The organism is Variovorax sp. PMC12, from assembly GCF_003019815.1.
Taxonomy (GTDB): domain Bacteria; phylum Pseudomonadota; class Gammaproteobacteria; order Burkholderiales; family Burkholderiaceae_C; genus Variovorax.
The window spans coordinates 3,655,529-3,673,918 of the sequence record NZ_CP027773.1; the positions used below are offsets into that span (position 1 = coordinate 3,655,529).

Below are 18,390 nucleotides of genomic sequence, written 5' to 3' on the forward strand. Positions count from 1 at the left end.
GGAGGGAGAGGCTGTACGGCCGGCGACGCATGTCGCCGGCCGGGGTGCGCCCTGCGCGCGCGCTTTTGCAAGTGACCGATACAACAACCTGGAGGCGACGATGAGAATCCGGTATTACTTGATGGCGTTCCTGCTGCCGTTCGTCACGCTGCTGACGCACGCTGCAATCACCGGGGTCAGTCCGATGACGACCCTGAACAACATGGCGGCGGCGGTTTCCGCTGCGGTCGCCGACCCGCTCCCGCTGCAGGGGCCGGGCCTGGGCAACCTCACCTACACCTCGGCGGAACTGTTCAAACCGGTGTCGATGATCACCAGCGCCGCGCATCCGCTCGACCCGGCGCACAGCAGTGCCTACGAATCGCGCGAGGTGCCCGCCACCTACCCGGGCCGCAAGGACTACGGCATGAACGCGGGCATCATGATCAACGGCTACTTCCTCACCTCCTTCGCGCCGGACAGCGGCCTGGGCCCGGGAGGCTTCCTGCTGTACGACGTGTTGAACCCGCGCCAGATCCAGCTCGTCAAGAAGATCTACGAACCCGAGGGCCGCACCAAGGAGTTCCGCGAGACGCACTCCTTCGGCACGGCCAAGGTCGGCGGCAAGACGTACGTGGTGCTGCCCAGCATCAACGGCGTGGAGTTCTGGGACTTCACCGACATCAACGACATCAAGCAGGTGAAGAAGCTGGCGCTGCCCGGCGTCAACGGCGGCGACTACGAAGACGTGGCCTGGCAGCTCTGGTGGCAGGCGCCCTACCTGTACGTGGCCTCGGCCGGCCGTGGCATCTTCATCGTCGATGCCACGGACCCCGCGAACGCGGTGGTTGCCAACCGCGGCGCGGGCAAGCCCAACCCCGTGCCCACCGGCGAACTCGGCGGTTTCCGCATCGGGCCGATCTTCACGATGGGCAACCACATGGTGCTGACCGCGATGGAAAGCAACGGCGGCTTCGCGAGCCTGGACATTTCAGATCCGCTCAACCCCAAGGTGCTCGACTCCATCGTGGGCACCACGCCGTTCTATTACGCGACCTGCTTCGACGGCCGGAACCTGCACGTCTCCACGCGCAACAGCGGCGCGAAGATGTACAGCTACGACCTGAGCGACCGCTCGCGCTTCGTGGCAGAAGACAACCGCCTCGTCATCGACGAGCAGCTCTACTGCGCCACGCAGGACAACTACGTCATACAGGGCGCGCAGACCCGCATCCACAAGGTCGACGTGAGCAACCCGCTCAACCACGTGGAGGTGGGCCGCGGCAGCATCCTGCGCGAGGACGACCCGAACTTCTCGCACTCGGACAACGGCCAGGTCGCGATGTTCGGCAACCTGGTCTTCGTGGGCAACGACCACGGCTCGGGCAGCGGCTTCATCGTGCATTCGGTGGATCCCGACATCACCAGGCCCGAAGTGAAGCAGGTCTCGCCCGCCAGCGGCGCGAAGCAGCAGGCGCTGACCTCGCGCATCGGCCTGGGCATGACCGACAACATCCGGCCGGAGAGCGTGAACGCCAACACCTTCATCGTGCGGCCGGTGGGCGGCAACACGCTGGCAGGCACCTACAGCGTGCAGCTGGGCATCATCAACTTCTCGCCTGACCAGCCGCTGCAGCCCGGCACCAGCTATGAAGTGTTCCTGCCCGCCAACGGCGTGAAGGACTATGCGGGCAACGCCATCGCGGCGGACTACAAGTCGGTGTTCCACACCGGCAACGCGAGCGACATCAGCCTCATGCACTACTGGACGCTGGCGGGCAGCCTGTCGGACCAGATCGGCGCCAATAACGGCACGCCCGCCACCGGCGACGCCTTCGAGAGCATCGGCCTGAACTTCGCCAACCGCACGGCAGGCGTGCCGCTGAAGAACGACACCGTGGCCACCGTGCTCGGCGGCACCGCTTCGCTGAGCTTCTACATGAAGACCACGCAGACAGGCGCGGCCAACTCGTGGACCGCCCCCGGTGTCTTCGGGCGCGACCAGGCGAACGGCACCGACGACGTGTTCTGGGGCTGGCTCGACACCAGCGGGCGCATCAAGCTGTCGGTCGGCAACGACGCGGGCACCGCCTCCTCGGCCGCGGTGAACGACGGCAACTGGCATCACGTGGTGATGACGCGCGACGCCGCCTCCGGCGCGCAGGCGGTGTACGTCGACGGGGTGAAGACCACCTCCGCCGGGCTCGCCGGCACCAAGGGCCTCGCGAACAAGTTCCAGCTGCTGGGGCAGATCCAGGGCAACGCCGCGCTCTTCAAGGGCACGCTGGCGGAAGTGCGGGTGTACGGCCGCGTGCTGAGCGATTCCGATGTGGCCACGCTGCGCGGCCAGGCCATCATCGGCGACCCCGGCATCGGCGGCGGGCCGAAGCTGGTCAACGGCCAGCTGGTGTTCAACCCCGCGACGCTGGGCGCGAGCGGCGCGCAGTACCGCTGGAACTTCGGCAACGGCACGCAGACGGCCTTCTCGAACCAGGCGAACTACACCTACACCTACAACATGCCCGGCCACTACACCGTGACGCTGACGGTGCGCGACGCCCAGGGCCGCGAGACCTACTACACCTACAACCTGACGGTGATCGCGCCGGTCACCGCACAGGCGCCCACGCACACCACCAACATCGCGGGCGACGCCAACTCGGTGTACTCGGTCAACCCCGACAGCGGCACGGTGGCCGCCATCGATGCGCAGACCCTGGCCAAGCGCTGGGAGACCCGCGTGGGCGACGAGCCGAAGACGCTGGCCGTGGGCCCCGACGGCCGCATCTGGGTGCCGGTGCACGGCGAGGACAAGCTGGTGGTGCTCAACCCGGCCAACGGCACCATCTCGGCCACCGTGGCGCTGGCCTACGGCAGCGGGCCCTACGGCGTGGTCTTCACGCCCAACGGCAGCAAGGGCCTGCTGACGCTGGAGAGCAAGTCGGTGCTCATGAGCTTCGACCCCGCCAACGGCAGCACCACCGGCGCGGTGGCGCTCGAGGGCGATGTGCGCGGCATCGCGGTGGCGGCCGATTCGCAGGTGGCCTACGTCACGCGCTTCAAGTCGAAGATGACGGGCAACCAGCTGCACAAGGTCAACCTGCAGAGCATGAGCGGCATGGGCGCCATCGCGCTGCCGGTGGACACCACCACCGTCGACACCGAGAGCCGCGCGCGCGGCGTGGCCAACTACACCGCGCAGGTAGTGATCTCGCCCGACGGCAAGCGCGCCGTGCTGCCTTCGAAGAAGGACAACATCGTGCGCGGCAAATTCCGCGACGGCACGAACCTCGTGCACGACCAGACGGTGCGCTCCATCCTGTCGCAGGTCGACCTGCAGGCGGCGGCGCACAAGTTCGACGAGCAGATCGACTTCGACGACCGGGCACCGGCGCGCGCCGCGCTGTTCTCGCCGGCCGGCGACTACATCTTCGTCGCGCAGATGGAAGGCAACCGCGTGGCCATCGTCGACGCCTACAGCCGCTCCATCCGCGGCGAGATCAACGCCAGCAGCGCGCCGCACGGCCTGTACCTGGACGCGGCGCGCAAGCGGCTGTTCGTCAACAACTTCCTGGCGCGCTCGGTGTCGGTGCACGACGTGGCCTCGGTGCTGTCGTCGGAGACCAATGCGCCGAGCTTCCTGCAGAACGTGCAGACAGTGGCGGTGGAGCCCATGGGCGCCGCGGCGCTGCGCGGCAAGCAGGTGTTCTACAACGCGTCGGACCGCCGCATGAGCAAGGACAACTACCTGTCATGCGCGAGCTGCCACGCCGACGGCGGCGACGACGGCATGGTGTGGGACTTCACCCAGCGCGGCGAGGGCCTGCGCCGCACCATCAGCCTGCAGGGCCGGCGCGGCATGGGCCACGGCAAGCTGCACTGGACGGCCAACTTCGACGAGGTGCAGGACTTCGAGAACGACATCCGCAACGAGTTCGGCGGCACCGGCTTCCTGAGCAATGCAGACTTCGCGGCCACCTCCGACCCGCTGGGCGCGCCCAAGGCCGGCAGGAACGCGCAGCTCGACGATCTGGCGGCCTACCTGACTTCGCTGAACAAGTTCATGCGCAGCCCGGCGCGCGCGGCGGACGGCAGCCTCAGCGTGGACGCGGTGCGCGGCCAGACCGTGTTCAACACGGCACAGTGCGCCACCTGCCACACCGGCGCCACCTTCCGCGACGGGGTGCGGCATGACGTCGGCACGATCCAGGCCTCCTCGGGCAAGGGCATGAACCAGTCGCTGGCGGGCGTGGGCTTCGACACGCCGACGCTGCTGGGCACCTGGAACACCACGGCGTTCTTCCACAACGGCCAGGCGGCCACGCTGCAGGACGTGCTCGCCAGCGGCCACGGCAATGCGCCCAGCCTGCCGGCCAACGACGTGGTGGCGCTGCGCGAATACGTTCGCTCGCTCGACAACGACCCGACGCCGGTGGTCACGCGTATCCGCTCCAACCTGAGCAACCTGTGCGTGAACGTGAAGGGCGCGGCAACCACGAGCGGCACGACGGTGGTGCAGTGGCCGTGCGGAAACGCCGGCAACGAGCGCTTCACCATGGCGCAGACCGGCGACGGCTTCGTGCAGTTCAAGGTCGAGCACAGCGGCCTGTGCCTGGCGCAGAGCGGCACCGCGACCACCAACGCGGCCGTGGTGCAGCTGGCCTGCTCGGCCGGCAACACGACGCACTGGAGCCTGGTGGGCTCGACCCTGCGCAACCGCGCCTCGGGCTCCTGCCTGGACGTGCCCGGCGGCGCGACCGCCCAGGACACGGCGCTGATCACCTGGACCTGCAACGGCGGCAACAACCAGAACTGGACGCAGGCGCCCTGAGGCTTCGACGCTTCGCCTGCGAGCCGGCCGTATTCACGGCCGGCTTTTTTTCGCTTGCCCCATGACCTCCCACGTCATGGACCGTGCGCACCCGCTCTGGGAAAGTCTCTCCATCAATCAACCAACCAGGAGAAAACACCATGACCGGCTTCAACATCCTTCCGCTCGCAGTCGCATTGCTGATCGGCATTGCCGCACTCGGTTCGTGCCTCGGCATCGGGCTGGTGGGCCAGAAGTTCCTGGAAAGCAGTGCGCGCCAGCCCGAGATGGTGGACACGCTGCAGACCAAGTTTTTCCTGATCGCCGGCGTGACCGACGGCGCATTCATCATCGCCACCGGCATCGGCCTGTGGTTCGCCACGGCCAACCCCTTCGGCTGAACGGAAACGACACGACGCACTGGCACCATTCGTGCTAGTACCGTTGACACCAAATCGTTTATGGCTAAAGTATTTAGCTATCAACGGTTCGGTGCCATGGCTGCCGCAAGACGCGGCAGCCGGTGCGTCGTTTCATCCTTCCACGCCGGAGAATCCATGAGCCATCTGCCCCCGAAGTCGCCCGCGCTGCCGCGCACCCTGCTGTCGCTGCTGCTGTGCGGCGCCGCCCTTGGCACCGCCGCGCAGGCCATGGCCGCACCCGTGAAGGTGGGCCTGGCGCTCGACATCTCGGGGCCCTTCGCGGCACTTGGCGCCGAAGCGCGCGACGGCTTCGCGCTGGGCATCAAGCAACTGGGCGGCAAGCTCGGCGGACAGGACGTGGAGTTCGTGCAGGCCGACATGGCCGGCAGCCCCGACCAGGCCAAGCAGCTGGTCGACCGCATGATCCAGCGCGACAAGATCGACCTCTTCAGCGGCCCCATCGGCTCCAACGTGGCGCTGGCCGTGGGCCCGACGCTGTTCAACGCCAAGGTGCCCTACCTCTCGGCCAACGCCGGCCCGAGCCAGTTCGCCGGTGCGCAGTGCAACGCCTACTTCTTCGGAACCGCCTACCAGAACGACCAGTTCCACGAAGCCGCCGGCAAGTTCGCGCAGGACCGCGCGTTCAAGAAGATCGTGCTGATCGCGCCCAACTACCCCGCCGGCAAGGACGCGCTGGGCGGCTTCAAGCGCCAGTTCAAGGGCCAGGTGGCCGACGAGCTCTACACCAAGCTCGGCCAGATCGACTACGCCGCCGAACTCGCGCAGCTGCGCGCGGCCAAGCCCGATTCCATCTACTTCTTCCTGCCCGGCGCGATGGGCATCAACTTCATCAAGCAGTTCGTGGGCGCGGGCCTGTCGAAGGACATCACGCTGGTGACCAGCGGCTTCTCGGCCGACGAAGACGTGATCGGCGCCGTGGGCGATCCGATGCTCGGCCTGTTCAACACCTCGCACTGGGCGCACGACCTCGACAACCCCGCCAACAAGGCCTTCGTGGCCGCTTTCCGCAAGGAATACAACGGCCGCTATCCATCGGTGTACGCCGCGCAGGCCTATGACGCGATCCTCGCGATGGACGCGGCGGTGAAGCAATCGGGCGGCAACGCGCAGAACCGCGAAGCCGTGGTGGCCGCGCTGAAGAAGGCCAACTACGCATCGACGCGCGGCAGCTTCAAGTACGCCAACAACCACTACCCCATCGAGAACTTCTACCTGCGCGTGATCGGCAAGGATGCGCAGGGCAAGGTCACGAACAAGCTGATCAACACCGTGCTCACCAACTACGGCGACTCCTACGCCGACAAGTGTCCGCTCAAGTAGCTTGCCCCCAGGCTTCGCGCACTTCGTGTCGCTTCGCCTACCCCCTGCCGGGGGCGACACCTGAGGCCCGGCGAAGCCGGTTCCTCGGTGTCTCCTGAATGAAAACGCGGGCAACCCTGTTGGTTCTTCTATGAGTGGAATTCTTGTTCTGGAGCAGCTGCTCAACGGCCTCGGCTACGGGCTGATGCTGTTCCTGCTGGCGGCCGGGCTGACGCTGGTGTTCGGCATCATGGACGTGCTGAACCTGGCGCACGGCTCGCTGTTCATGGCGGGCGCGTATGTGGCGGCCGAGGCGCACACGCGCACCGGCTCGTTCGCCGCGGCCATCGTCATCGCGGTGGCGGTCACGGTGGTGGTGGCGCTGCTGCTCGAAGTGCTGCTGATGCGCCGGCTCTACACACGCGACCATCTCGCGCAGGTGCTCGCCACCTTCGGCGTGATCCTGGTGGCCGACGACATCGTGACGATGACCTGGGGGCCCTCGCCGGTGATGGCGCCGACGCCTGCCGCGCTCTCGGGTCCGGTGCAGCTGATGGACGGCCTGCCCTATCCGGCGTACCGCCTGGTGATCCTCGTGGGCGGGCTGCTGGTGGCGCTGGCGCTGTACCTGCTGGTGAACCACACGCGCATCGGCATGCGGGTGCGCGCGGGCGCCTCCGACCGGCCGATGGCCGAGCTGATGGGCGTGCGCGTGGGCCGCATCTTCAACGGCGTGTTCCTGCTGGGTGCCGCGCTGGCGGCGCTGGCCGGCGCGCTGATGGGGCCGATCGTCGCGGTGCAGGTCGGCATGGGCGAAGCGATCCTGATCCCGGCGCTGGTGGTGCTGGTGATCGGCGGCATCGGTTCGGTGCGCGGCGCCTTCGTGGCCGCACTGTTGGTGGGCGTGGTCGACACCGTGGGGCGCGCCTTCGTGCCGATGCTGCTGCGCGCCACGCTGCCGCCGGCCACCGCCGCCGACCTGGGGCCGCTGTTCGCCGAAGTCGCGATGTACGCGCTGATGGTGGTGGTGCTCATCTTCCGGCCATCAGGCCTTTTCTCGGCACGCGCATGAAGTCACCCTCACGCTACATCGGCCTCGGGCTGCTCCTTGTGCTGCTCACGGCGTTTCCGCTGGTCGCGCCGCTGTTCGGGCTCGAGTTCTACATCGGCTTCGTGCGGCGCGTGCTCATCGTGGCACTGGCGGCGGCGAGCCTCAATTTCATCCTCGGCTTCGGCGGCATGGTGGCGCTGGGGCATGCGGGCTTCATCGGCATCGGCGCGTACACGGTGGTGGCGCTGAGCGACGCGGGCGTGATGTCGGGCTGGATCATGTGGCCGGCCGCCGCGCTCATGGCCGGCCTGGTGGCCACGCTGATCGGCACGGTGGCGCTGCGCACGCGCGGCGTGTACTTCATCATGACCACGCTGGCCTTCGCGCAGATGCTGTACTTCGTGGTGGTGTCGCTGCGCCGCTATGGCGGCGACGACGGCTACACGCTGATGTCGCGCCCCACGCTGCTGCCCGGCCTCGACCTGGGCAATGAGTCGAACTTCTACTGGGTGGTGCTGGCGATCGTCGCGCTGGCGCTTTGGTGGCTGCACCGCGCGACGCAATCGCGCTTCGGCCATGCGCTGATGGGCATCCGCGACAACGAGACGCGCATGCGGGCGCTGGGCTATCCGGTGTTCCGGCTGCAGCTGGTGGCGTTCGCCATCGCGGGCGCCATCGCGGGGCTGGCGGGTGCACTGCTGGCCGGCGGCAACGGCTTCGTGAGCCCGGCCACGATGCACTGGACGCAGTCGGCGACGCTGCTGGTGATGGTGGTCATCGGCGGGCTGGGGCGCAGCTGGGGCGGGCCTGTGGGAGCTGTCGTGTGGCTGGTGCTGGAAGAAGCGCTCAAGCAGCATACGGAGCATTGGCACATGCCGCTGGGACTGTTGCTGATTGCCGTTGCCCTGTGGGCGCCCAAAGGATTGGCCGCACTGTACAAGCGCCGCCTGCCCCTCACCCCAACCCTCTCCGCAGAGGGGAGAGGGAGTAAAGCACCATGAGCCTCTTCAGAATCGAAGGGTTGGTCAAGCGCTTCGGCGGACTGCTGGCCACCGACCACGTGAACCTCACGGTGGAGCGCGGCGAAGTGCATGCGCTCATCGGGCCGAACGGGGCGGGCAAGACCACGCTGGTGAACCTGATCACCGGGCTGCTGAAGGCCGACGCCGGTCGCCTGCTGCTCGACGAGAAGGACATCACCTCGCTGAAAGACCACCAGCGCGTGGCCGCCGGCATGTCGCGCTGCTTCCAGGTGACGCGCGTCTTCGCCAAGGAAACCGTGCACGACAACCTGATGCTCGCGGCGCAGGCCCATGCGGGCAGCAGCCTGCGCTTCATGGCGCCGCGCGCCAAGGAGCGCGACCTCGTCGACCGCGCGGTGACACTGGCCGACCGCGTGGGCCTGGGCAGCGAGCGCGACCGCATCGCCGGCACGCTGCCGCACGGTGCGCAGCGCGCGCTCGACGTGGCGCTGGCACTCGCGGCCGAGCCCAAGCTGCTGCTGCTCGACGAGCCGATGGCCGGCATGGGGCCGGACGAATCCGCGCGCATGGTCGAGCTGATCGAATCGCTGCGCGCGTCGATGGCCATCCTGCTGATCGAACACGACATGGACGCGGTGTTCCGCCTGGCCGACCGGCTCACCGTGCTGGTGCAGGGCAAGGTGCTGATGAGCGGCACGGCCGACGAAGTGCGCGGCCATCCCGATGTGCAAGCCGTGTACCTCGGCACCGAAGCGGAGGGGCATTCATGACTCGCCCCCAGGCTGCGCGCACTTCGTGTCGCTGCGCCAACCCCCTATCGGGGGCAACACCTGCGGCCCGGCAAAGCCGGTTCCGCGGTGTTCCTCAAACTGGAAACACCCACTTCGCACTTCAAAGTGCGACGAGGTACTGAGATGCTGTTGGAAGCGAAGGCCATCGAAGCCGGCTACGGCGCGAGCCAAGTGCTGTTCGGCATCGACATCGACATCCGTCCCGGCGAAGTGCTGGCGCTGCTCGGCCGCAACGGCATGGGCAAGAGCACGCTGCTCAAGGTGCTGACCGGCACGCTGGCACCGATGCGCGGCGACGTGCGTTTCGACGGCGCGGCCATCGGCGGGCACAAGCCCGACGCCATCGCGCGGCGCGGCGTGGCCATCGTGCCCGAGGGGCGGCATGTGTTCCCCAACCTCAGCGTCGACGAGCACCTGCGCGCCTTCGCACGGCCGCGCCCCGGCAGCGCGCCGCGCTGGACGGTCGAGGCGCTCTACGGCCTGTTTCCGCGCCTGTCGGAGCGCAAGGCCAACGCGGGCAACCAGCTCTCGGGCGGCGAGCAGCAGATGCTGGCCATCGCGCGCGCGCTGTCCACGCACCCGCGCCTGCTGATCCTGGACGAAGCCACCGAAGGCCTCGCACCGGTGATCCGCGAGGAAATCTGGAATTGCATCGCCACGCTCAAGGCAGAGGGCGAAGCGATCCTGGTGGTCGACAAGTACGTGCAGCGCCTGCTGCCGCTGGCCAACCGCCATGTGATCCTGGAGCGCGGACGCGTGGTGTGGCAGGGCGACTCGGCGGCGCTGGATGCCGACCGGTCGCTGTGGACGCGCTACCTGGGCGTTTGAGCCTGGGGCGCCGCGTCGAGCTGCAGGATCAGGTCCTGGCTGGCGCGGTTGAGCCCGCTCACTTCCACCACGCTGCCATGCTTGCGCAGCCGCTCGACCACCTTCCTGAGTGCGGCCACGGCCGTCACGTCCCAGAAGTGCGCGCCTGACACGTCGATGTGCACCGGCGCACCGTCGATCTCGCGCACGTCGAATGCATCGACCAGCATGTCTGCCGATGCGAAGAACACCTGCCCGGTGACGCGGTACACGCGCGTGCCATCCGCGTGCTGCGCGGCATGCACGTGCAGCAGCCGCGCCACCTTGAAGGTGAAGAACACGCCGCTGAGCATCACGCCCGTGGCCACGCCGGCCGCGAGGTTGTCGGTGGCGACGGTGACGGCCACCGTCGCGAGCATCACCGCGCTGGACATGCGCGGATGCCGCACCAGCGCGCGCAGCGAACCCCAGTCGAAGGTCGATGCCGACACCATCACCATGATCGCCACCAGCGCCGCCAGCGGCACCTGCGACACCCAGGGCTTGAGCAGCACCATGAGGATCAGCAGGAAAGCGCCGGCGAAGAGCGTCGACAACCGCCCTCGCCCGCCGTAGCGCACGTTGCTCACCGTCTGGCCGATCATTCCGCAGCCCGCGATGCCGCCGAAGAAGCTGGCGGCTACGTTGGCCACGCCCAGGCCGCTGCATTCGCGGTTCTTGGAGCTGGGCGTGTCTGTCAGCTCGTCGACCACGCTGGCGGTCATCATCGATTCGAGCAGGCCGACCATCGCGATGGCGAAGGCAGGCAGCGCGATGATGCGCAGCGTGTCCAGCGTCAGCGGCACGTCGGGCATTGCGAACGCCGGCAGCGCGCCGGGCAGTTGCCCGAGGTCGGCCACCGTCTTCAGCGGCAGGCCCAGCCAGTGGCCCGCCAGCGTCACGACCACGATGCACACCAGCGGCGACGGCACAGCCGTGGTGATGCGCGGCAGCAGGTAGATGACGGCCAGCCCCAGGCCGACCATGGCCCAGGTCGCGGTGTTGGCGCCGATGAAGTGCGGCATCTGCGCCGCGAAGATCAGGATGGCCAGCGCATTGACGAAACCGGTGCGCACCGACGACGACACGAAGCGCATCAGCACCCCGAGCCGCAGCAGCCCGAACACGATCTGCATCAGGCCCGCGAGCACGCCGGCCGCCAGCAGGTATGGCAGGCCATGCGCATGCACCAGCGGCGCAGCCACCAGCGCCACCGAACCGGCCGCGGCCGACACCATGGCCGGCCGCCCGCCCGTGAAGGCGATGACGATGCCGATGACGAAGGAAGCGAACAGCCCCACGGCCGGATCGACGCCGGCCACGAAAGAGAAAGCGATGACTTCGGGAATGAGCGCGAAGGTGGCGACGGCGCCGGCCATCAGCTCGCGGGGAATGCTCGGGCACCACTCGGCGCGCAGGCGACTGTGCGGGGAAGAAGACATGGGAAGAAGAAAAATGAAGGCGCCCCGCATCGGCCGACGAGGCGATGCGGGACATGCATGGGCAGGAAGCGAAAAGGAAGCCGGCTTGCTTGCGGCTCCCCAGGTGTGGTGGCGGCCGGAGCAGGCCGCCGCGCATCACTGCGCAGCCTTCATCAAGGAGGCGTGGGCCGCGAGCAGCCTGACTGCCGGCGACGGATGGGGAAGCGGGGCATCCTCGGACACATGGGCCGCAATTGTAGGCAGCCCGAAGGACTGCCCTCTACGACTTGCTCACTTACACCGAGCGCGTGATGCCGCCGTCCACCCGCAGGTTCTGCCCCGTGATGTAGCCGCCGCCTTCCGACGCCAGGAAGCCGATGACCGCCGCGATCTCGCTGCTCTTGCCGTAGCGGCCCATCGGAATGCGCGAACGGAACTCGGCCTTCTCGGGCAGGCTGTCGATGAAGCCCGGCAGCACGTTGTTCATGCGCACGTTCTGGGCGGCGTACTTGTCGGCGAACAGTTTGGTGAAGGCCGCGAGCCCGGCGCGGAATACGCCGGAGGTGGGGAACACCGGGTCGGGCTCGAAGGCGGCGAAGGTGGAGATGTTGATGATGCTGCCGCCGCCCTGCGCCACCATCAGCGGCGCGACGAGCCGGCTGGGCCGCACCGCGCTCAGCAGGTAGACGTCCATGCCGCGGTGCCAGTCTTCGTCGGTGATCTCGAGGATGGGCGCACGAGGCCCATGGCCCGCGCTGTTGACCAGCACGTCGACGCGACCCCACTGGTCGGTGACCTTGTCCACCAGGCGCTTGATGTCGTCGTTCGACTGGTTGGAGCCCGTCACGCCGATGCCGCCCAGTTCCGCGGCCAGCGCCTCGCCCTTGCCAGACGACGAAAGAATGGCGACACGAAAGCCATCGGCCGCGAGCTTGCGGGCCGCAGCCGCGCCCATGCCGCTGCCACCGGCGGTGACTATGGCTACTTTTTTCTGTGCTTCGGAAGACATGTATGGGGTCCTTGGTTCATGCTGGACCTGCATTTTTAGCCGAGGATTTTCTGGGGGGTGTGCACAGGCCACCGGGTACTCCCCTCCGCGAATGTCCCCCGGGGCTGCGCCCCTCCTCCTTTATTTCGCTGCGGGGAGCACCCGGTGTCCTGTGCACGGGGCACGCTGCCGGTGCTCGACCGGTCAACCGGCGCTGCGTCCAACGCTCACGCCGGCGGGGTACCTTGCGCAGCGAAATAAAGGAGGAGGCCGCAGGCCGGGGGACATTCGCGGAGCAAGGTACCCCGTCGGCGTGAGCGCGCCCCGAGCCGAACGAAACTCAGGCAGTAGGCAAAGTGGCCTGCATCGACGAACGCTGGTTGAACACCTCGAACCACTTCGCGCTGTTAGGCGCTTCGGCACGCCAGTCGACCGAAGGAAAGCGGAAGTCCATGTACCCCAGCGCGCAACCGAATGCGATGGTGCCGATGTCCACTCGGTCGCCGAAGGAGGGCGCCGCAGTCTCGAGCCATTCGAGGCCGGTGCGCACCTTCGACAGTTGGCCATCGGTCCACTCAGACCAGCGCAAGGCCTCGGGACGCAACACGTTCTCATACCGTGCGAGCAATGCGGCACCCGTCATGCCGTCGGCCAGCGACAGCTCGGTCAACCGCGCCCAGCGCTGCGCACCTTCGGCCGGGAACAGCTTGCCCGACTGCGTGGCGTTGAGGTACTCGCAGATCACGCGGCTGTCGAACAGCACCTGGCCGTCGTCCGTGAGGAACGTCGGCACCTGGCCGAGCGGGTTCTTCGGGATGATGGTGGCGTCGCGCTTCACGGGGCCGGCCGCGCTCGGCAGCTTCTCGATGCGATCGGCAATGCCGAGCTCGTGCGCCACGACCATGCACTTGCGGACGAAGGGGGATGCGGGAGAGAAGAAGATTTTCATGACGAGGTGCTGTTGTCTTTCAATGGTGTTCGGCGGCGGAGCCGTGTGCCAGGTGCATGCCCGCCACCCAGCCGAAGGTTAGCGCGGGTCCGAGCGTGATGCCCGGCGCAGGGTACTCACCACCCATCACGGAGTGCATGTCGTTCCCGGCCACGTACAGGCCAGCGATGGGCTCGCCCTGCGCATCGAGCGCCCGCGCGTTGCCGTCGGCGCGGATGCCCAGCGCGGTGCCGATGTCGCCGGGGTACACCTTCACGGCATAGAACGGCGCCTGATTCACCGGCGCGAGGCAGGCATTGGGTTGATGCTCCGGATCGCCGAGGTAGCGGTTGTAGGCATCGCTGCCCTTGCCGAACACCGGGTCCTGGCCCTGCGCGGCAAGCGGGTTGAACCTGGCGACGGTTCGCGCCAGCCCGGCCGGGTCCACGCCCGCCTGCTGCGCGAGCGCTTCGAGCGTGTCTGCGCGATGGAGATAGCCGGCGCGCACCAGATGCTCGCGCGGACGACCGCCGGGCAACGCAAGGCCCAGGCCCCACTTCTCCATGAACGCGCTGTCGCACACCAGCAGCGCCGGAATGCTCGCGGCCTTGGCGTTCGCACGGTACATGCCGCGCACGAACTCGTGGTACGAGGTCGATTCATTGACGAAGCGCTCGCCGCGCGCATCGACCGCGATCAGCCCCGGCTTGGCGCGGTCCCACACCAGGTGCGGGTACCGCAGCACGCTGCCGTCAGGGCGCGTGAGCAACGAGACGGGCGCCCACAGCGCCGGCCCCGCGTGGCCCGTGCCGAGCACGCCGCCGGCCTGCTGCGCCATCGCAATGCCTTCGCCCGCATTGTCTTGCGGCGACATCGAGTACGGCCCGGTGGGTGCCGGATAGTGCTGGCCGCGCATGGCTGCGTTCCACGGAAAGCCGCCGGTGGCGATGACCACGCCGCGCCGCGCGTGCACCGTCAGTTCCTTGCCGTCGCGGCGCAGTCGCACGCCGGTGACCGCGCCTGTCGCGTCTTTCTCCAGCCCCAGCGCCGGCGTGTTCAGCCAGAACGGAATGCCCTTCTTCAGCACGCTGTGAAAAAGCCGGGCAGCCAGCGCATTGCCGAGCAGCAGCCGCGTGCCGCGGTGGTGGCCGCTCAGGCGGTCGCCGAAGTAGCGCAGCACCATCTTCACCCCATGCTTCCACGACGCGAACGAACGCCAGACCGCAAGCAGGTGCTTCACGTCGGTCATGTTGACCATCATGCCGCCGAGCACGCAGAACTCGGGCAGCGGGTCGCGCAGCGTCTTGAAGTGCGGACCGAGCAGCCGGCCGTCGAACTCGATGGGATCGAGCGAGCGGCCGCCCATCGCGGCGCCTTCGCGGTCGGGGTAGTAGTCGGGCGAGTAGGTGCGCGCGGCGAGCTGCACGTCGGTGCGCTCGCGCAGGTAGCGCAGCGCGAGCGGGCCGGCGTCGAGGAATGCGTGGCGCAGATCTTCGTCGCCGGCCGCGCCCACGGTGTTCTGCAGGTAGGTCCAGGCCTTGCCGCGCGTGTCGGGATGGCCGGCCGCCTCGGCTTGGTCGTTCAGCGGCACCCACACGGCGCCGCCCGAGATGGCCGTCGATCCGCCGATGCGGTCGGTCTTCTCGACCACCAGCACGTCGAGGCCTTCGAGGCTGGCGGTGAGCGCGGCGGAAAGGCCGCCCGCGCCACTGCCGACGACGACCACGTCGTACGCGGTCTTTTCCTGTTGTTGCTGCCGTGCCATCAGGACCCCGACCCGCCGAGCGACTTGCCGCCGTCAACGAACAGCACCTGCCCGGTAACGAAGCAGGTCGCCGGCGACGCGAAGAAGGCCACCGCGTGCGCGATGTCCTCGGGCCGTCCCGCCGCGCCGGTGGGCTGCAGCGCAAGCTGCGCGGCCAGGCGTTCGGGCGACAGCGCGCGCAGCAGCGGCGTGTCGATCAGCCCCGGCGCGATGGCGTTGACCATGATGCCGCGCGGCGCAAGCTCCATCGCGCTGGCGCGCGTGTAGCCGACCAGTGCCGCCTTCGAGGCCACGTAGTGCGCGTGGTTTTTCGCGCCCAGGTAGGCACGCGATGCGATGTTGACGATGCGCGCGCCGTCCGCCATCTTGCGCGCGGCCTCTTGCGTGAGTGTGGCCACGGCCAGCAGGTTCACTTCGTACATGCGGCGGAAGTCCGCCGAGGTCACGTCGAGGAAGGCTCGCTCGTCGAAGATGCCTGCGTTGTTGACCAGCGCGGTGAGCGGCGGCAGCTGCTGCACCATCGCGCGCACGGCGGCTTCGTCGGTGAGGTCGATGGCGCGGCATTCCACGTCGAGGCCCGCGCTGCGCAGCACCTGCGTTTCGCGCTCGGCAAGCTCGCCGTTGTAGTCGGCCATGACCACGCGCCAGCCGCCCTGCGCCATGCGCTCGACGATGGCGCGGCCCATGCCGCTGGCGCCGCCCGTCACCAGGACGAGCGGCTTCTCTGTACTGCTGTTATTCATGATTGTTCCGATGTGCGGCGGTGCTCAGACCGCCAGGTAGCCGCCATCGACCGGCAGCACCACGCCATTGACGTAGCTGGCCATCGAGGACGCAAGAAAGACGACCGGCCCGGCGATCTCGTCGGCCTCGCCGTGGCGCTTGATGGGCACGCGGCTCATGTACCAGTCGGTGCCGTGTTCGGTCTCGCGCTGGCCGGCCGTCATGTCCGTGACCATGAGGCCCGGCGCCACCGCGTTCACGCGCACGCCGTAAGGCGCCAGGTCACGCGCCAGCACCTGCGTGAGCGAACGCACGCCGCCCTTGGCCACCACATAGCCGGCCGACGAGATGCCCGCACCGAAGGCCACGATGGACGACAGGTTCACGATGCTGCCCTGCGTGCGCTTGAGCGCCGGCACGAATGCCTGCGTGACGTTGAACACGCCCTGCAGGTTGACCGACATGACGCGGTCCCAGGCTTCGCGCGCACCGGGCTCGTCGAACTTCGAGCGCGCGGAGATGCCCGCGTTGTTGACCAGCACGTCGATGTCGCCGTGCGACGCCGCGACGCGCACCGCGAGCGCATCGACCGCCGCCGCATCGCTCACGTCGACGCTCTCGGCATCGGCGCGGCCGCCGGCTTCGCGGATCGATGCGGCCACCTTTTGCGCGACTTCGAGGTCGCGGTCCACCACCAGCACATGCGCGCCTTCGGCCGCCATGCGGCGCGCGATGGCTTCGCCCAGGCCGCGCGCGGCGCCGGTGACCAGCGAGAGTTTGTCTTTGAGGAGCATGAACTTTCTTTCTGGGAAGCGGCGTCAGACGCCGAGGTAGGCGCGGCGCACCGCTTCGTCGTTTGCCAGTTGTGCGGCGGGACCGTGCAACGAGATCTCGCCGTTCTCCAGGATGTAGCCGTAGCTCGACACCGCCAGCGCGAGCTGCACGTTCTGCTCGACCAGCAGGATCGTGATCTTCTGTTCGCGGTGCAGGCGCTCGATGATCCCGAACATCTGCTCCACCAGCAGCGGCGACAGGCCCATCGACGGTTCGTCGAACAGCATCACGCGCGGGCGCGCCATCACCGCGCGGCCGATGGCCAGCATCTGCTGCTCGCCGCCCGACAAGGTGGCGGCCATCTGGTGCTGGCGCTCCTTCAGGCGCGGGAACATCGCGTAGACCGACTCCAGGTCGTTGCGGATGCCCGCGCGGTCGCGCCGCAGGTAGGCACCGAGGTCGAGGTTCTCGCGCACGCTCATGTCGCGGAACACCTGGCGGCCTTCGGGCACCTGCACGATGCCGCGCTTGACCAGCGCGTCGGAGCCCAGCCGGTCGATGCGTTCGCCGTCGAGCCGCACCTCGCCCTCGGTGCAGGCGACCAGGTTCGAGATGCAGTTCAGCGTGGTGGTCTTGCCTGCGCCGTTGCTGCCGAGCAGCGCGACGATCTCGCCCTCCGGCACGTCGACCGACACGTCGCACAGCGCCTGGATGCGGCCGTAGGCGGCCGAGATGGCGCGCAGGGACAACAGTGCTTCAGCCATGCGCGGCTCCTTTTCCACTTCCTTTGCCAAGATAGGCCTCGATCACGCGCGCATTGCTGCCGATTTCCGCGGGCGTGCCTTCCGCGATCTTTTCGCCGAAGGCCATGACGGTGATGCGGTCCGAAATCGACATCACCAGCTGCATCACATGTTCGACCAGCAGCACGGTGATGCCGTCGCGCGCCACCAGTTCCTTGAGCAGCCGGTCGAGGCTTTCGATCTCGCGGTTGCGCAGGCCGGCCGCGGGCTCGTCGAGCAGCAGCAGCTTGGGCTTGATGGCGAGCGCGCGCGCCAGCTCCAGCAGCTTCTGGCGGCCGAAGTCGAGGTCGCGCGCCGGCTGGTGACGCTCGTCGGCCAGGCCGACGCGCTCCAGCAGATGCATCGCGAAGTCTTCGGTCTCGCGGTCGGGACGGCGCAGCAGCCTGCCCAGCGTGGCGGCGCCGCGCGAGTGCGTGCCTAGCAGCACGTTTTCGAGCACCGACAGTTCAGCGAACAGCTCCAGGTTCTGGAAGGTGCGCGCGATGCCAAGAGAGGCCATGCGGTGCGGCGACACGCTGGTGAGCTCGCGGCCTTCGAAGGTCACGCTGCCGCTGCTGGGCGTGTAGAAACGCGAGATGCAGTTGAAGGTGGTCGACTTGCCCGCGCCGTTCGGCCCGATGAGCGCATGGATGCGGCCCTGCTCCACCTGGAACGAGAGCCCGTTCACTGCCTTCAGGCCGCCGAACACCACGCTGATGTCGCGCACGTCGAGGAATGCTGTCGTGTTCATTGAATAACCTCCGCGCTGCGCGCTACGGTGCGAGCTTGCTCGGGGCGGCCCAGCGC

At 68.1% G+C, this 18,390-nt stretch carries 15 protein-coding genes; 7 read left to right on the forward strand and 8 right to left on the reverse strand.

Annotated features, from left to right (window positions below):
- The first annotated feature begins 100 nt into the window (after positions 1 to 100).
- The 7 genes from C4F17_RS16885 to C4F17_RS16915 all read left to right on the forward strand — a co-directional run bounded on the left by C4F17_RS16885 (position 101) and on the right by C4F17_RS16915 (position 10,184).
- Positions 101 to 4,810, forward strand: a complete 4,710-nt coding sequence (locus C4F17_RS16885; protein ID WP_106936010.1) for an RICIN domain-containing protein — start codon at positions 101 to 103, stop codon at positions 4,808 to 4,810.
- Between the two features lie 140 nt (positions 4,811 to 4,950).
- Positions 4,951 to 5,190, forward strand: coding sequence for a F0F1 ATP synthase subunit C (atpE, locus tag C4F17_RS16890; RefSeq protein ID WP_081270724.1), 240 nt, complete (start codon positions 4,951 to 4,953; stop codon positions 5,188 to 5,190).
- Between the two features lie 156 nt (positions 5,191 to 5,346).
- Positions 5,347 to 6,552 carry an ABC transporter substrate-binding protein gene (locus C4F17_RS16895; protein ID WP_081270723.1) on the forward strand — a complete coding sequence of 402 codons (1,206 nt, stop codon included), beginning with the start codon at positions 5,347 to 5,349 and terminating at the stop codon, positions 6,550 to 6,552.
- 130 nt (positions 6,553 to 6,682) lie between these two features.
- Entirely contained in the window at positions 6,683 to 7,603 is a 921-nt protein-coding gene (locus C4F17_RS16900; RefSeq protein WP_106936011.1) for a branched-chain amino acid ABC transporter permease, read from the forward strand.
- Entirely contained in the window at positions 7,600 to 8,583 is a 984-nt protein-coding gene (locus tag C4F17_RS16905; RefSeq protein WP_106936012.1) for a branched-chain amino acid ABC transporter permease, read from the forward strand. Before C4F17_RS16900 ends, C4F17_RS16905 begins: the two co-directional genes overlap by 4 nt.
- Positions 8,580 to 9,335 carry an ABC transporter ATP-binding protein gene (locus tag C4F17_RS16910; RefSeq protein WP_106936013.1) on the forward strand — a complete coding sequence of 252 codons (756 nt, stop codon included), beginning with the start codon at positions 8,580 to 8,582 and terminating at the stop codon, positions 9,333 to 9,335. The genes C4F17_RS16905 and C4F17_RS16910 overlap by 4 nt, the downstream gene beginning before the upstream one ends.
- Positions 9,336 to 9,479: 144 nt before the next feature.
- On the forward strand, positions 9,480 to 10,184 hold the full coding sequence (locus C4F17_RS16915) for an ABC transporter ATP-binding protein (RefSeq protein WP_106936014.1): 705 nt from the start codon (positions 9,480 to 9,482) through the stop codon (positions 10,182 to 10,184).
- Here C4F17_RS16915 and C4F17_RS16920 read toward each other — a convergent pair.
- From C4F17_RS16920 to C4F17_RS16955, 8 genes are all read right to left on the reverse strand, one after another.
- Entirely contained in the window at positions 10,169 to 11,644 is a 1,476-nt protein-coding gene (locus C4F17_RS16920) for a SulP family inorganic anion transporter (RefSeq protein WP_106936015.1), read from the reverse strand. The genes C4F17_RS16915 and C4F17_RS16920 overlap by 16 nt on opposite strands.
- Positions 11,645 to 11,918: 274 nt before the next feature.
- Positions 11,919 to 12,632 (reverse strand): SDR family oxidoreductase, encoded by a 714-nt coding sequence (locus C4F17_RS16925; RefSeq protein WP_081270717.1) that lies wholly within the window; start codon positions 12,630 to 12,632, stop codon positions 11,919 to 11,921.
- A gap of 319 nt (positions 12,633 to 12,951) precedes the next feature.
- On the reverse strand, positions 12,952 to 13,560 hold the full coding sequence (locus tag C4F17_RS16930) for a glutathione S-transferase (RefSeq protein WP_106936016.1): 609 nt from the start codon (positions 13,558 to 13,560) through the stop codon (positions 12,952 to 12,954).
- 19 nt (positions 13,561 to 13,579) lie between these two features.
- The gene (locus C4F17_RS16935; RefSeq protein ID WP_106936017.1) at positions 13,580 to 15,304 is read right to left on the reverse strand and encodes an FAD-dependent oxidoreductase; all 1,725 of its coding nucleotides are present in this window, start codon (positions 15,302 to 15,304) and stop codon (positions 13,580 to 13,582) included.
- A complete protein-coding gene (locus C4F17_RS16940) occupies positions 15,304 to 16,047 on the reverse strand; it encodes an SDR family NAD(P)-dependent oxidoreductase (protein ID WP_106936018.1) in 744 nt (247 codons plus the stop codon). Before C4F17_RS16940 ends, C4F17_RS16935 begins: the two co-directional genes overlap by 1 nt.
- Before the next feature lie 24 nt (positions 16,048 to 16,071).
- Entirely contained in the window at positions 16,072 to 16,821 is a 750-nt protein-coding gene (locus C4F17_RS16945; RefSeq protein ID WP_106936019.1) for an SDR family NAD(P)-dependent oxidoreductase, read from the reverse strand.
- A 24-nt stretch (positions 16,822 to 16,845) separates the two neighbouring features.
- Positions 16,846 to 17,565: an ABC transporter ATP-binding protein gene (locus C4F17_RS16950; RefSeq protein WP_106937597.1), complete on the reverse strand. Its 720-nt coding sequence runs from the start codon at positions 17,563 to 17,565 to the stop codon at positions 16,846 to 16,848.
- A complete protein-coding gene (locus C4F17_RS16955) occupies positions 17,558 to 18,334 on the reverse strand; it encodes an ABC transporter ATP-binding protein (protein ID WP_106936020.1) in 777 nt (258 codons plus the stop codon). The genes C4F17_RS16950 and C4F17_RS16955 overlap by 8 nt, the downstream gene beginning before the upstream one ends.
- Positions 18,335 to 18,390 lie beyond the last annotated feature (56 nt).